At 62.8% G+C, this 15,184-nt stretch carries 10 protein-coding genes and 1 pseudogene; 5 read left to right on the forward strand and 6 right to left on the reverse strand.

Features of this window, described 5'->3' with window-relative positions; translation table 11 throughout:
- Window positions 1–187: 187 nt before the first annotated feature.
- A complete protein-coding gene (locus RL_RS21155; protein WP_011653509.1) occupies window positions 188–1,276 on the forward strand; it encodes a DUF475 domain-containing protein in 1,089 nt (362 codons plus the stop codon).
- 93 nt (window positions 1,277–1,369) lie between these two features.
- Here the strand turns inward: RL_RS21155 and RL_RS40230 are convergent, their stop codons facing one another.
- The 6 genes and pseudogenes from RL_RS40230 to RL_RS21180 form a co-directional block, all read right to left on the reverse strand.
- Window positions 1,370–1,540 carry a hypothetical protein gene (locus RL_RS40230; RefSeq protein WP_003542890.1) on the reverse strand — a complete coding sequence of 57 codons (171 nt, stop codon included), beginning with the start codon at window positions 1,538–1,540 and terminating at the stop codon, window positions 1,370–1,372.
- Window positions 1,541–1,802: 262 nt separating this feature from the next.
- A complete protein-coding gene (locus RL_RS21160; protein WP_011653510.1) occupies window positions 1,803–3,320 on the reverse strand; it encodes a tripartite tricarboxylate transporter permease in 1,518 nt (505 codons plus the stop codon).
- Window positions 3,321–3,408: 88 nt separating this feature from the next.
- Window positions 3,409–3,900: a tripartite tricarboxylate transporter TctB family protein gene (locus RL_RS21165; protein WP_011653511.1), complete on the reverse strand. Its 492-nt coding sequence runs from the start codon at window positions 3,898–3,900 to the stop codon at window positions 3,409–3,411.
- Window positions 3,897–4,841: a Bug family tripartite tricarboxylate transporter substrate binding protein gene (locus RL_RS21170; protein WP_011653512.1), complete on the reverse strand. Its 945-nt coding sequence runs from the start codon at window positions 4,839–4,841 to the stop codon at window positions 3,897–3,899. Before RL_RS21170 ends, RL_RS21165 begins: the two co-directional genes overlap by 4 nt.
- A 382-nt stretch (window positions 4,842–5,223) precedes the next feature.
- Window positions 5,224–6,270, reverse strand: a complete 1,047-nt coding sequence (locus tag RL_RS21175) for an ABC transporter substrate-binding protein (protein WP_011653513.1) — start codon at window positions 6,268–6,270, stop codon at window positions 5,224–5,226.
- A 63-nt stretch (window positions 6,271–6,333) separates the two neighbouring features.
- Window positions 6,334–7,193: pseudogene (locus RL_RS21180) on the reverse strand (ornithine carbamoyltransferase).
- Window positions 7,194–7,627: 434 nt separating this feature from the next.
- Between RL_RS21180 and RL_RS21185 the strand changes: the two are divergent.
- From RL_RS21185 to RL_RS21200, 4 genes are all read left to right on the forward strand, one after another.
- On the forward strand, window positions 7,628–9,496 hold the full coding sequence (locus RL_RS21185) for a TPR end-of-group domain-containing protein (RefSeq protein WP_011653515.1): 1,869 nt from the start codon (window positions 7,628–7,630) through the stop codon (window positions 9,494–9,496).
- 198 nt (window positions 9,497–9,694) lie between these two features.
- A complete protein-coding gene (locus RL_RS21190) occupies window positions 9,695–10,372 on the forward strand; it encodes a response regulator (protein WP_011653516.1) in 678 nt (225 codons plus the stop codon).
- Entirely contained in the window at window positions 10,369–11,751 is a 1,383-nt protein-coding gene (locus RL_RS21195) for a sensor histidine kinase (RefSeq protein ID WP_011653517.1), read from the forward strand. The genes RL_RS21190 and RL_RS21195 overlap by 4 nt, the downstream gene beginning before the upstream one ends.
- A 103-nt stretch (window positions 11,752–11,854) precedes the next feature.
- Window positions 11,855–15,181, forward strand: coding sequence for a DUF2126 domain-containing protein (locus tag RL_RS21200; RefSeq protein WP_011653518.1), 3,327 nt, complete (start codon window positions 11,855–11,857; stop codon window positions 15,179–15,181).
- Window positions 15,182–15,184 lie beyond the last annotated feature (3 nt).

Genomic DNA, 15,184 nt, shown 5'->3' on the forward strand with positions numbered 1-15,184 from the left:
TGCCGGGCCCCTCTGGCGAGAGTTTTTACGGCGCTCTCGTGATGTCGGTACCGCCTGCAGCTTAGCCGGCGGATTTTTCATCGATGAACAAGCTCACCATGCCTGACCCGCGTGCCCGTTGTGGCGTGCCGCGTTTTTCCACTATATCGACCCTCCTCGACACGATTTGCGGCCGCGAGGTGCGGCCATGAATCAACCTGTGACCCAATCCTCGCTCAGCTATTTCCGCTGGGCTTTCATCGTCACTGCCCTTGGCCTCGTTCTCGGCGCGGTGCTCGGCTGGCAGACGACCGGCACGATCGGCGGCATGGCGACCGTCTTCTTCATCTGCACGGTGCTTGCGGTGCTGGAGATCTCGCTCTCCTTCGATAATGCCATCGTCAACGCCAACAAGCTGAAGGAGATGACGCCGGTCTGGCAGCAGCGCTTCCTCACCTGGGGCATCATCATCGCCGTCTTCGGCATGCGCATCGTCTTCCCGCTGGCAATCGTCGCGATCGCGGCACAGATCGGCCCCTGGGACGCTCTGGTGCTTGCCGCACGCGAGCCGGCCGAATATGCCCGCATCATGAACGACGCGCATCTGCCGATCGCAGCCTTCGGCGGCACCTTCCTGATGATGGTCGGCCTCAGCTATTTCTTCGACCACGAGAAGAAAATCCATTGGCTTCGCGGCCTGGAAAAGGTGATGGCGCGCTCGGCCACCATCAGGGGCATCGAGATCGCCTTCGTGCTCGCACTGATGCTTGTGTTCTCCTGGTTGATCGGTGGCGAGGAAGCCAGTGTCTTCGTCCATTGCGCCATCTACGGCCTGCTCACCTTCCTCGCGGTCGAGGTTGTCGGTGAGCTGCTCGATGCGTCGCAGCAGACGATGAGTGCTGCCGCCAAGGGCGGCCTCGGCGCCTTCATCTATCTGGAGGTGCTGGATGCCAGCTTCTCCTTCGACGGCGTCATCGGCGCCTTCGCCTTGACGCAGAACCTCTTCGTCATCGCGATCGGTCTCGGCATCGGCGCCATGTACGTGCGCTCGATGACGATCATGCTGGTGGAGAAGGGAACGCTTGCCGAATACCGCTATCTCGAGCATGGCGCCTTCTACGCCATCCTGATCCTCTCGGTGATCATGTATGCGCAGACCCTGGTGCACATCCCCGAGGTCATCACCGGGCTCGGCGGCGCGGCCTTGATCGGCCTGTCCCTCTGGTCGTCCATCCGCCACAACAGACGCGAAAAGGTGGAGGATCACGGCGCTCGGCAGGAGGAACTTCACGCCTGACGAAGCAAGCAGTGTGCGACACCCTTGCAGCTAAAAATAAAGCCCGCGACCATCCGGTTGCGGGCTAATTCATTCATGCATGACTTGAAGATTTTAGCGGGAGACCTGACCGAAGGAGGCCGGGTCGATACCGAGTGTGGTGAGGTCATTGGCGCGCGGGCGGCGACCGGCTTCGACAGCAGCGCTGACGGCGTTTGCAGCACCAAGAACGGCGAATGCGCGGCCAAAGAAGCCAGTACGGACTGAATTGCGAAGTGCGGACATTGTCCTTTTCCTCTTGCTCTATGATTGACCACTCATAGATGGCATCGCGCACAGACCTCCACAATGCTCAGAAAATCACCTCAGCCATGCAAAAACAGGAGGCCGGCGCATGTCTCCATGGCCGACCTCGAGGGAGGGGGTGGGTGGTCGTTTTATTCTTAGAGCGCCGTGCGTCCTTTCGGACGCACAAAGGACGCTCCAACACTTTGAAATCTGCGCATCGTGCTTTCCGAAAATCGGAACCGATTTTCGGGCCGATGCGCTAGTCTTCGTTCGCCGCCAGCTGCGAGAGCACCTGTCCCCTGCCGCGCAGCCGCAGGATCAGCGGGATGAGGAAGGCGGCCGCTGCAACGATGAGCAGGCCTGCCGCGATTGGCGACATCACCAGCGTCGTGACGTCGCCCTGGCTGATCGCCAGCGCCCGGCGCAGCTGCTGTTCGGCAAGCGGCCCGAGGATCAGGCCGACCACGGCAGGCGCGATCGGATAGCCGAAGAGCCGCATCACATAGCCGAGCAGACCGAAGGCGAGCAGCATGCCGAGCTCGAACACCGACGGATTGGCGCCGATCGTCCCGAGCGTCGCAAACAGCAGAATGCCGGCATAGAGCCACGGCTTCGGAACGGTCAGCAGCCGCACCCAGAGCCCGATCATCGGCAGGTTCAGCACCAAGAGCATCGCATTGGCGATGAGCAGGCTGGCGATCAGCCCCCAGACGAGCTGCGGATTGGTGGCAAACAGCAGCGGCCCCGGCTGCAGCCCGTATTGCTGGAAGCCGGCAAGCATGATCGCCGCCGTCGCCGTCGTCGGCAGGCCGAGCGTCAGAAGCGGCACCAGCGTGCCGGCGGCAGATGCGTTGTTCGCCGCCTCGGGACCGGCTACGCCTTCAATCGCGCCATGGCCGAACTCTTCCGGGTTTTTCGCCAGCCGCTTTTCGGTCGCATAGGAGAGGAACGTGCCGATTTCGGCGCCGCCCGCCGGCATCGCGCCGATCGGGAAACCGATCAGCGTGCCGCGCAGCCACGGCTTCCACGAGCGTGACCAGTCCTCCGCGTTCATCCAGAGCGAACCCTTGACCGCCTCGACCTTCTCGGCGATCCGGTTGCCCTGCGCCGCGATATAAAGCGTCTCGCCGATCGCAAACATCGCCACGGCCAGCGTCGTCACCTCGATACCGTCGAGCAGGTCGGGAATGCCGAAGGAAAGCCTGGCCTGTCCGGTCTGCTGATCGATGCCGACCATGGCGAGCGCAAAGCCGATGAACAGCGAGGTCAGACCCCTCAATGCCGAATCGCCGAAGGCCGATGAAACGGTGACGAAGGCAAGCACCATCAGCGCGAAATACTCGCGCGGCCCGAAGACCAGCGCCAGCTTGACGATGTAAGGCGCGATGAAGGCAAGCCCGAGCGTGGCGATCAGGCCGGCGACGAAGGAGCCGATCGCCGCTGTCGCCAGCGCCGGTCCGCCGCGTCCGGCGCGCGCCATCTTGTTGCCCTCGAGTGCGGTGACGATCGAGGCGCTTTCGCCCGGCGTGTTGAGCAGGATCGAGGTCGTCGAACCGCCATACATGCCGCCGTAATAGATGCCGGCGAACATGATCAGCGAGCCGCCCGGATCGAGCTTGTAGGTGACGGGCAGCAGCAGCGCCACGGTGAGAGCCGGGCCGATGCCGGGAAGCACGCCGACGGCGGTGCCGAGCGTGACGCCGACCATCGCATAAATCAGGTTCATCGGCTGCATCGCAACCAGGATACCCTGCCATAGGAATTCGAATGTGCTCATCTTGGTGTCCCAAGCGGCATTTCCGGCCGTGCGTTTCGCAACCGGGCGCCGCGCAAAATCAAAAGAGCTGACAGCGCGTCCCGCGCGGTCAGAAGAACAGATGTTCGAGCGGGCCGGCCGGCAGTGTCAGCTGCAGCAGCTGCGAGAAGATCGCCCAGACGACGAAGCTGAAGACGATGCCAAGCGGCAGCGAGATCCAGAGCTTGCGTTTGCCGAAGCCGCGTGCCGTCAGCGCAAACAGCACGCCTGTCGCAATCGAGAAGCCGGCGACGCGCAAAAGCAGCATCTGGCCGGCAAGACCGGCGACGATCCAGATGACGGGTGCGACTTCCTGCCGGTCACGTTCGGGAAAATCGCCGCGCCAGGCTTCGAAGGCGGTCCAGATCCCGAGACAGAAGAGGCCGAACGCCACCACTTGAGGCACTGTCGCAGGACCGATGCGGTCGTACTGCGCAATCGTTTTCAGATGCGACGCATCCCAGGCCATCACGCCGGCGATGGCGAAGAGGAAAACGGCAATGATGAACGCCGCCCAATCAGGGCGGCGTTCGGTTGCCGAGGAGGTGTTATCCTCGCTCATTGAACAAGTCCGATGTCTTTGAGAATGCCTTCAGTGGCCGAGACATCCTTTTCGAGCTGCGCCTTGAAGGCATCGCCGGACAGATAGGTGTCGGCCCAGCCCTTGGTCTTCAGCGTTTCCTGCCAGGTGGCGGAGCTGTGCAGCTTCTCGAAATCGGCGGTGACGGCTGCCACCTGCTCTGCCGACAGGCCGGGGGCAGCAGCAACCATGCGCCAGTTCTGGATGATGACGTCGGTGCCGGCTTCCTTCAGTGTCGGGGCATCGACACCGTCGATACGCTTTTCGCTGGATACGGCGAGAAGACGGAGCGTGCCTGACTTCACCTGCGATTCGAACTCGCTATAGCTCGAGACGCCGGCCGTTACCTGGCCGCCGAGAATAGCGGCGAGCGCTTCACCGCCGCCGGAGAAGGCGACATAGTTGATCTTCGTCGGATCGACGCCAGAAGCCTTGGCGATCAGGCCGACGGCGATGTGGTCGGTGCCGCCGGCAGAGCCGCCGCCCCAGGAAACCGCACCCGGATCCTTCTTCAGAGCCGCGACCAGATCGGCCATGGTCTTGATCTCGGACGCGGCAGGAACGACGACAGCCTCATACTCGCCGGTCAGGCGGGCGATCGGCGTGACATCCTTGAGCGTCACCGGCGACTTGTTGGTGAGGATCGCGCCGACCATGACATAGCCGCCGACGATCAGCGAATTCGGGTTGCCGGCAGCCTGGCTGCTGAATTGCGCAAGGCCGATGGTGCCGCCGGCGCCCGGGACGTTCTGGACCTGCACGTTGCCGGAGATCTTCTCCTGCTGCAGCGCGGTCTGCAGCGAACGGGCCGTCTGGTCCCAGCCGCCGCCGGGAGCGGCGGGCGCGATGATGGTGTAATCGGCCGCATAGGCCGGCAGCGCGATGGTCGCTGCAAGAAGGGTTGCGATGAACGTATGCTTCACGATGTGTCCTCCGTCGGCGGCTGAGCAAACCGCCTGTTATTCTCAAGGGAATCGGGAGGAATGGCCGGCCAGCGGACGCAAGCGTCCTGAATGACGAGCGGAATACCTCCCAAGGCTTCAGCTCTCCGCCTCCACGGAGAAGAAGTAGCCAAAGCGACCACAACAACCTGTCATTTAGCTGACATCGGCGAGATATCCAGAAGGAGAAGACACTTTTTTGCCGTAATTGGCGGGCGCGGATCTAAATCCCGGTTCTTCGCTGCCGGATGGCCAGTACTTCCAGCCGCAGCGAAGTATGGCCGCGAGCCTGATCTGGCGAGAGCTACAGGCGGAGCGATCCAAAGCTCTGCAAGAAGGGTGAACCGGCTGAAAGCTGACGCCTTCACTGCGTCCGCAGCACCTCATTCCAGTGCGCGATCAGCCGCGCCCGCTTCACCTGGTCGAGATAGACCATCAACCCGGGACTGACCGGCACCGGCCGCAGTTGGGCGCCGAGCAGTTCCTGCAGCGTGTTGGCGGTATTCTCCCCCGCGACCTCTGGGCTGACGGCCGGGATCTGCAGCTCGCGCGCCATGATCGTCTGCCCTTCCCTCGACATGAAGAAGGTGAGGTAACGCCGGCCGAGTTCCGGCTCGGCGGAGGCCTGCGGCACCAGCCCGATCCGCGACATCACCACGGTATAATCCTTCGGCAGCACGATGCCGACATCAGGATAGCGTGAGGCCCAATCGGCCGCATAGGAGCCGAGAATATTGTAGCCGAGCACGAAGCGCCCGTCGGCAACGCGTTCGAGGATCGCCGAACTCGTCGAATAAAGCTTGACGCCGGCAGCCCCCATCGCCCCGATCACCGACCAGATGTCGCCGAACTGCTCCTGGTCGCGCGCCATGAAAAGAAAGCCGACGCCGGAACGCTCGATGTCGTAGGTGCCGATCCGCCCATAGACCTCGTTGCCCTTGCGCTTCAGATAGTCGACGAATTCAGCCCGCGAACTCGGCACCGGCTCATGCGCAAAGCTCGGCTTGTGATAGACGAACACCGCCGGCTCGAAGGTGAGCGCATAGGCGGTGTTGCGCCAGTTCGCCCATTTCGGCCATGCAGCACTCATCGGCAGGTTGCTGACCTGCGCATATCCGTCGTTGGAAAGCTTCACCTGCAGGTCCATCGCCGAGGAGAAGGCGAAATCCGCTGTCTTCTTGCCGGCATCCGTCTCCCTGACGATCCGGTCGTAAATGTCGCCGGTCAGCATATCTTCATATTTGACCGCGACATCGGGATTGGCGTCCTGGAAACCCCGGATCATCGGCTGCGCCAGCGGCTCGTCGAGCGAGGAATAAACCGTCAACACCGGCGCATCGGCGTTGCCCGACTTCGCCGGATAGAAGGCCTGATCGGCGAGCGCAAAGCCCGGCCAGAACGCCAGCAGCAAGATGAAAACTCTCCTCATGCCGCAACAATGCCTGAGCGCATCGGGAGGAGCAAGGGCGCCGGACTAGGCAGCGACACACTCCATCAGCGCATTCTGCGCATGCAGCAGAAAGGCCTTGGCGGCGCGGCTTTGGCAGAACGGATGCGCCATCGCCTCCGCCGTCACCTCCTGGCCGCGCGTAACCGGCGGGCACGGCAGAAAGATCGCATCCTCCCGCAAACATCGGTCCCGATCCGGTAGCCGGCGAGCGCGTCCGAGGCGGCATCGCCCGGCCATGAATCGGTGATGACGACGTCGGCATCCGATAGCTCGCTCATATCGGTGCTCACGCGGAAGCGTCCATTTAGCAACGCGGCGTCGCTGATGTGCCAGCGTTCGGGATAGACCTGTACCACCTCGATCGGCAATGCGATCGACGCTTCGGCCCAGGAGCGGAGGATATTTGCGTCCGCCGCCACGCCAACGACCTTCAATCCGTCGATCGAGCCGCGCCGGTTCTTGATATAGGCAAGGTCGCCGAGCGTCTCGCAGGGATGGTTGGAGCCTGTGCGCGCATTGATGACAGGCACCGGCGAAGCTGCCGCCACCGCCTTCAATGCCGCGAGTTCCCTGGTGCGGATCACCAGCATGTCGAACCAATTGCCGAGATAACCCTGGATATCGCCGGTTTCCTCCCTGGCATTGAAGCCGATCGGCACATGCACGCAGATACCGCCCATAGCCTGGATGCCGAGATCGAAGGCGGTGGTATTGCGCCAGCCGCCATCATCGACAATCAGCGCGACGCGTTTGCCCGCAAGGCTCTGCGGCATCGCGCGCTCATCCCAGGCTTTGGCAAGCTCACCGGCGCGATCGATGATCGACCGAAGCCCGGCCTCCGGAATATCATGAAACTCCAGAAAACTCCGGGCAGAACCTGTCATCCAAAATCTCCGTCAGGCATGAAACGCCGCCACAATACCCTTCGCTGGCCTCACGGCAATCGTCGAAGCAACCGCGAATCACATTGCATACCGCGTTGGATATGCTCGCGATTCGTCTTCCAGGCCACGCCCCTGGGTCCGGCTCAAGCCCTAAATCGATCGGCGATCGGTTTTATGATGCAGATACAGAAAGTGTCGACCAAAGCAGAACACTCGGCTTTCTCCGATGTGAATTGTCTTTTCATCACAAAGGATTAGAGATTGACCCCATCCTTCGCCCGTTTAGAGTATTGATGAAGATCGACGACGTTTATACGGTCCGCTGCCGCGTAAAAACGTCGAGACCGCCCGAATTTCTTATTCGGGGGACGACTCTTCGCGACAAAAACTCTATAAAAAGCTAGACTAAACTGTGAAGATCCATGGGAGGGGTCATGGAACGACGACTGAGCGCTATTCTTGCTGCAGACGTCGTCGGCTACAGCCGACTGATGGGCATCGATGAATCCGGCACGTTGCAGGCGCTGAACCGCCATCGCTGCGAGCTGGTCGACATTCGTATTTCGGACTACAAGGGCCGGATCGTCAAACTCACAGGCGACGGCATCCTTGCCGAATTCCAGAGCGTGGTGAATGCGGTCGCCTGCGCCGCCGAAATCCAGCGCAGCATGGCAGCCCGTAATGAGAACGTGCCCAAGGACGAGCGCGTCGAATTCCGTATCGGCATCAATCTCGGCGACGTCGTGGTCGAGAACGGCGACATATTCGGAGACGGGGTCAATCTCGCCGCCAGGCTCGAGCGCATCGCAGCGCCGGGCGGCATCGCCGTGTCGGCCTCGGTGCGCGACCAGGTCGGTTCGCGCCTCAATCTCGGCTTCGAATTCATCGGCGAACATATGCTGAAGAACATCAGGCAGCCCGTTCAGGTCTACACCGTCAGCTTGGCGCCGCCTTCCTCCGCCAGATTGGTGGCGCAGAACCGCAATACCTGCTTCATCGCGGTGCTGCCCTTCACCAATATGAGCGGCGATGCCGACCAGGATTATTTCTCCGACGGCATCACCGAAGACATCATCACCGATCTCTCCAAGATCTCCAGCCTGCACGTCGTGCCGCGCAACACCATTTTCACCTACAAGGGCATATCGGTGAAGGTGAAGCGGCTCGCCCAGGAGCTTGGCGTACGCTACGTGCTCGAGGGAAGTGTGCGCATCGTCGGCAATCGCGTGCGCATTTCCGGCCAGTTGATCGACACCGCCAATGGCGACCATCTCTGGGCCGAGCGTTACGACCGCGACATGACCGACATCTTCGCCATCCAGGACGAGATCACCCATGCGATCGTCGGCCAGTTGAAGGTGCGCCTGCTGCCGGAAGAGAAGAAGGCGATCGCGACTGAGCCGACCGCCAATGTCGAGGCCTATACCTATTATCTCAGAGGCCGCCAGCTCTCCCATACCTGGACCAAATCTTATCTCCAGCTCGCAAGGCGCATGTTCTGCAAGGCGGTGGAGCTCGATCCGGATTATGCCCGCGCCTATGCCGGCATCGCCGATTGCGACGCGGCGATCCGTGACTGGGCGCCTGACGACGTGCCGCTGAGGCGCATCCTCCAGATGAGCGCCCGTGCCCTGGCGCTCGATCCTGACCTACCCGAAGCCCACGCCTCCCATGGTCTCGCTTTGCATCAGAGCGGCTATGACGACAGGGCGGCGGCAGCCTTCGAACGTGCCCTGGCGCTCGACCCGAACCTCTTCGAGGCGAATTTCCACTATGCCCGGTTCTTCTTCATGCACGGCAACTTCGCCGAATCCGTGCAATATTTCACCCGCGCCGCCGCAATCCGCCCTGATGATTACGTCTCGCCGATCCATCTGATGTCGGCCTACCGCTCGCTCGGCCGGGTGCTGGATACGGAAAACTGGGCGCGCCTCGGCCTGCTGCGCGCCGAACGGGCCTTGAACGTCAACCCGGAAAATTCAGGCCCCGCCCATCGCGGCGCGCTGGCGCTTGCCCATCTCGGCGACGCGGCAAGGGCACGCGACTGGGCGGCCCGTGCGATCGCCATCGATCCCGACGACATCGTCGCGCAGTATAATCTCGCCTGCGTCTACTCCGTCCTCGGCGACGTCGATCAGTCGATCGATCTGCTGGAGAAGCTGCTGCCGAACAGCTCCGTCTACCATATCAAATGGTTCGACAATGATTCCGATCTCGACAACATCCGCGACGATCCCCGCTTCCGGAAGCTGCTCACCGCCGCAATGATGCAGCGCGAGCGGGTCGAAAGGACCGGGAGCTGAGGTCGAACTTTTCCCGGCCGTTCACTGGCGCATCGGCCCGAAAATCGGAATCGATTTTCGGAAAGCACGATGCGTCGATCCAAAGTGTTACAGCGTCCTTTGCGCGTCTGAAGGACGCGCGGTGCTGTAAGCTTGAAAATCGCTGTGACATCCCTGCTTCGTCTCTGTAATCTCCCTTGAAAAACAGGGGGAACATCCGTGCGCATCCTACTCACCGAAGACAATATCGCGCTGGCCGACGGCCTGTCGGCGATTTTGCGCGGCACGGGCCATGCCGTCGATGTCGTCCATGACGGGGCGTCTGCCAATGCGGTCATCGCAGCGGAAAATTTCGATCTGGTGATCCTCGACCTCAACCTGCCGGAGATGGACGGGCTCGACGTGCTGCGCGCCATGCGCGCCCGGCAGAACCAGGCGGCCGTCCTCATCCTGACGGCGCGCGGCACGCCGGAAGAGCGGGTGAAGGGGCTCGATCTCGGCGCTGACGATTATCTGATCAAGCCCTTCGATATCGCCGAATTCGAGGCCCGCGTGCGCGTGCTGCTGCGCCGCCAGGCCGGGCTGCGATCGGCGACAGTCGGCTTCGGCGGCATCACCTTCGATCTCAATTCCCGCACCTTTTCATCAGGCGACACGCCGCTTGATATTCCCGCCCGCGAGCTCGGCCTGCTCGAAATCCTCTTCATGCGGGCCGGCAAGGTCGTCGCAAAGGAGGCGATCATTCAATCGCTGACAGCCTTCGACGACGACATTTCCGCAAACGCCATCGAGCAATATGTCAGCCGCCTGCGTAAGCGCCTGTCGCCGTACGGCCTGACCGTCAAGACCGCCCGCGGCATCGGTTATTATCTCGACAAGCTGCCCGAGGCCTCATGAAAGCCGCCTATTCCCTCAGGCGCCGGCTGCTCTTCTGGTTGCTCGTCTCCACCGCCGTCATCGGCACGCTGGCACTCGCCGATACCTATCGCGAGGCGGTCCAGACCTCCAATATCGTCTCCGACCGCGTGCTCGCCGGTTCCGCGCTGGCGATCGCCGAGCGCGTCGTCGTCGCCGAGGACGGCACGCTGCAGGTCGATATCCCCTATGTCGCACTTGAGATGCTGACCTCGGCCGCGCAGGATCGCGTCTTCTACCGCGTCGACGGCCCGCCGGGTCAATTCATCACCGGCTACCAGTCCCTGCCGGTCCTCAAGAAGACGCCAGGCAATGCCGCCGCCTTCGCCGACGATAGCTTCCGCGGCGAACCGATCCGCATCGCCACACTCGAACGCTCCGCCTCGACGGGCATCCGCTCGGTGCCCTTCGTGGTGACGGTCGCCGAAACCACCATTGCCCGCCGGCAGTTGGCGCAGGCGATCCTCGTCCGCTCCGCACTCCGTCTCGCCTTCATGATCGCCGGCGCGGCCGTCATCGTCTGGATCTCGGTCACGGTGGCGCTCCGCCCGCTCTACAAGCTCGGCGACGCCATCGGCGAACGCAGTCCCGATGACCTGCATCCGATCAAGCAGACCGTGCCGAGCGAGGTCGAGCCGCTGGTCGACACGGTGAATTCCTTCATGGTCCGCCTGCAATCGGCGCTGGATGCGCTCCGCCATTTCACCGGCAATGCCAGCCATCAGCTACGCACCCCGCTGGCGATCATCCGCACCCAGCTCGCCCTTTCCGCCCGTGCCGGCTCGCTTGATGAGGCGCAGGCGGCAGCACTGAAGGGCGACCAGGCGGTAGCGCATGCCGAACGCATCCTCGCCCAGCTTCTCCTGATGGCCAAGATCGATGCCGCCACCGCCAAGGAGGCGCTGACCGCTTCCGCCATCGATCTCGCCGCCATCGCCCAGGAAATCACCGGCGAGCAGATCCCGACGGCCGCCGTCGCCGGCATCGATCTCGGCTTCGAGGGCGAGAGCCCGGCGATGGTCCGCGCCGAGCCGCTGCTGATCGGCGAAATGCTGCGCAACCTTGCCGGCAATGCCATCGCCTATGCCGGCAAGGGGGCCGAGGTCACCGTCCGTATCATTGCCGCGTCAGAGACGATCCGCCTCGAAGTCGAGGACAACGGTCCCGGTATCCCGCCCGAGAAGCTGGAAGCAGTACGCCGGCGTTTTTCGCGCGGCAATGAGTCCGGTGCGCCCGGTGCCGGTCTCGGTCTGCCGATCGTCGAAGAAATCGCCAATCTTTTCAATGCCGCGCTGACGCTGGAGCCGGGCACGGATGGCAAAGGCCTGAAGGCGGCCGTCACCTTTGCCAAGGCGGCGTAACAGCCGTCGACCTTTCCGCCTTGCTTTCTTTCGCTGCATTGCACACACTGATTTCCGGGAACAGCAAGCCGCACGATGATGCGAGCCGGATAAAAAGAGAAATATGTCGATCAAAGCCAGCATCTATCATCTGACGCATTACACCTATGACAAGCCGGTCCGCCTCGGCCCACAGATCATCCGGCTGAAACCTGCCTCGCATTCGAAGACACGGGTGCTCAGCCACTCGCTGAAGGTCACGCCCTCCAACCATTTCGTCAACCTGCAGCAGGATCCATACGGCAACTACCTGGCCCGCTATGTCTTTCCGGACCCGGTGACCGAGTTCAAGATCGAGGTCGATCTCGTCGCCGACATGACGGTCTACAATCCCTTTGACTTCTTCGTCGAGGAAGAGGCGACCAAGTGGCCGTTCGGATACCCTGAAACGATCCAGGAGGATCTGTCGATCTACATGACACCGGAGCCGGCCGGTCCGCGCCTCAAGGCGCTGCTGCCGACGCTCGACTGGTCGCCCGACCAGCCGACGGTCGATATGATCGTCGGCCTGAATGCCCGCCTGCAGCGACAGATCGGCTATGTCATCCGCATGGAAACCGGCGTGCAGACGCCGGAGGAAACGCTGGAAACCGCCAAGGGCTCCTGCCGCGACACCAGCTGGCTGCTCGTCCAGATCCTTCGCCATCTCGGCCTCGCCGCCCGCTTCGTCTCCGGCTACCTCATCCAGTTGACGCCGGACCTGAAGGCGCTCGACGGTCCCTCCGGTACCGAAGTCGATTTCACCGACCTGCACGCCTGGGCTGAGGTCTATCTGCCCGGCGCCGGCTGGGTCGGCCTCGATCCGACTTCTGGCCTGCTGACCGGCGAAAGCCACATCCCACTTGCCGCCACGCCGCATTATCGCAACGCCGCTCCGATTTCCGGCGGTTATTTCGGCGAGGCCGAAACCGAATTCGCCTTCGACATGAAGGTCTCGCGCGTCGCCGAGCACCCGCGCATCACCAAGCCCTTTTCCGATGAAAGCTGGGAGGAGCTCAACGAACTCGGCGAGAAGGTCGATCGTATCCTCGAAGCCGAGGACGTGCATCTGACGATGGGCGGCGAACCGACCTTCGTTTCGATCGACGATTTTCAGTCCGAGGAGTGGAACACCGCCGCCGTCGGCCCGACCAAGCGCGAAAAGGCCGACGTCCTGATCCGCAAGCTGCAAGAACGCTTCGCCCCCGGCGGTTTCCTGCATTATGGCCAGGGCAAGTGGTATCCGGGCGAAAGCCTGCCACGCTGGACCTTCTCGCTCTACTGGCGCCGCGACGGCAAACCGGTCTGGCAGAACCTCGATCTGGTCGCCGCCGAAGGCAAGGATACCGGCGTCACCGCCGAGGATGCCGAGAAGCTCCTGACGGCGATCGCTAAGGAACTGGCGATCAAGTCTGACATGGTGCAGCCGGCCTATGAAGATCCGGCCGACTGGATCATCAAGGAAGGCAACCTTCCCGAGAATGTCGATCCGGCGAATTCGAAGCTGAAGGATCCTGAGGAACGCAACCGCATCGCCCGCGTCTTCGCCCGCGGCCTGACCGTCGCGACCGGTTACATCCTTCCGGTCCAGGCATGGAACGCCAAGGCAGCGGAAAGCCGAGTCTGGGTCAGCGAGAAATGGCGCACCCGCCGCGGCAAGATCTTCCTCGTCCCGGGCGACAGTCCGATCGGTTACCGCCTGCCGCTCGGCACGCTGCCCTATGTTCCCCCGGCGCGTTACCCCTATATCCACCCAGCCGATCCGACGATCCCGCGCGAACCGCTGCCTGATGTCTTCGTACCGGCCGGTCGGGCCATGCCGGAAGCCTCTTTCCATGCCGACGAGAGCAATCGCGGCCGGATCGAACAGACGCTCGGCGAACTCCGCGGCGCCGTGCGCACCGCCATGTCGGTCGAGCCGCGCGACGGCAGGCTCTGCGTCTTCATGCCGCCGGTCGAGCGCATCGAGGATTATCTCGAGCTGATCGCCGCAGCCGAAAACGCCGCCGCCGAGCTCAAGCTTCCCGTCCATATCGAGGGTTATCCGCCGCCGCAGGACGAGCGCATCAACGTCATTCGGGTCGCCCCGGATCCCGGCGTCATCGAGGTCAACATTCATCCGGCCTCGAACTGGAAGGACTGCGTCGACATCACCACGGCGATCTACGAGGAGGCCCGCGCCACCCGGCTCGGTGCCGACAAGTTCATGATCGACGGTCGCCATACCGGCACCGGCGGCGGCAACCATGTCGTCGTAGGCGCGGCCAATCCGAACAACAGCCCCTTCCTGCGCCGTCCCGATCTCTTGAAGAGCGTGATCCTCCACTGGCAGCGCCATCCCTCGCTCTCCTACCTCTTCTCCGGCATGTTCATCGGCCCGACCAGCCAGGCGCCACGCATCGACGAGGCTCGTCACGACAGCCTCTATGAGCTGGAGATCGCCATGGCGCAGATCGCTGCCCCCGGCCGCGGCCAGCAGCCGCTGCCCTGGCTCGTCGACCGCCTGTTCCGCAACCTTTTGACCGACGTCACCGGCAACACCCACCGCGCCGAGATCTGCATCGACAAGCTGTTCTCGCCCGACGGCCCGACCGGACGGCTCGGCCTCATCGAGTTCCGTGGCTTCGAGATGCCGCCGAACGCGCGCATGTCGCTTGCCCAGCAATTGCTGGTGCGCGCGCTGATCGCCCGTTTCTGGGTCAATCCCGTCGACGGCAAGTTCGTCCGCTGGGGTACGACCCTGCACGACCGCTTCATGCTGCCGCATTTCGTCTGGGCCGACTTCCTCGACGTGCTTGCCGACCTTCGCCAAAACGGCTTCGACGTCAGCCCGGAATGGTTCAAGGCCCAGCTCGAATTCCGCTTCCCCTTCTGCGGCGAAGTCGAATACGAGGGCTCGAAGCTGGAACTGCGCCAGGCGCTGGAGCCATGGCACGTCATGGGCGAGGAAGGCGCGCCGGGCGGCACCGCCCGCTACGTCGACAGCTCCGTCGAACGCCTTCAGGTGCGGCTCGAAACCAGCAATACCGCGCGTTACACCGTCACCTGCAATGGCCGCACCCTGCCGCTGACGCCGACCGGCACCGCCGGCGTGTCGGTCGCCGGCGTCCGTTACAAGGCGTGGCAACCGTCCTCCGGTCTGCATCCCGTCCTGCCGATCAACACGCCTTTGACTTTCGACATTTATGATACATGGTCGAAGCGTTCGATCGGCGGCTGCATCTATCATGTTGCCCATCCGGGTGGCCGGACCTATGACACTTTCCCGGTCAACGGTAACGAGGCGGAAGCAAGACGACTCACCCGCTTCGAGCCGTGGGGGCATACGGCGGGCGGATACATTCCGCGCGTCGAGACGGGTTCGCCGGAATTCCCGCTGACGCTGGATCTGCGGCGGCCCGCCGGAATTTAAGGC

The organism is Rhizobium johnstonii 3841 (assembly GCF_000009265.1).
GTDB lineage: Bacteria > Pseudomonadota > Alphaproteobacteria > Rhizobiales > Rhizobiaceae > Rhizobium > Rhizobium acaciae.

Coding starts and splice junctions, on each gene's coding strand:
- RL_RS40230 (WP_003542890.1), bottom strand. CDS start 1,540: ATGTCCGCACTTCGCAATTCAGTCCGTACTGGCTTCTTTGGCCGCGCA.
- RL_RS21155 (WP_011653509.1), top strand. CDS start 188: ATGAATCAACCTGTGACCCAATCCTCGCTCAGCTATTTCCGCTGGGCT.
- RL_RS21195 (WP_011653517.1), top strand. CDS start 10,369: ATGAAAGCCGCCTATTCCCTCAGGCGCCGGCTGCTCTTCTGGTTGCTC.
- RL_RS21200 (WP_011653518.1), top strand. CDS start 11,855: ATGTCGATCAAAGCCAGCATCTATCATCTGACGCATTACACCTATGAC.
- RL_RS21185 (WP_011653515.1), top strand. CDS start 7,628: ATGGAACGACGACTGAGCGCTATTCTTGCTGCAGACGTCGTCGGCTAC.
- RL_RS21160 (WP_011653510.1), bottom strand. CDS start 3,320: ATGAGCACATTCGAATTCCTATGGCAGGGTATCCTGGTTGCGATGCAG.
- RL_RS21165 (WP_011653511.1), bottom strand. CDS start 3,900: ATGAGCGAGGATAACACCTCCTCGGCAACCGAACGCCGCCCTGATTGG.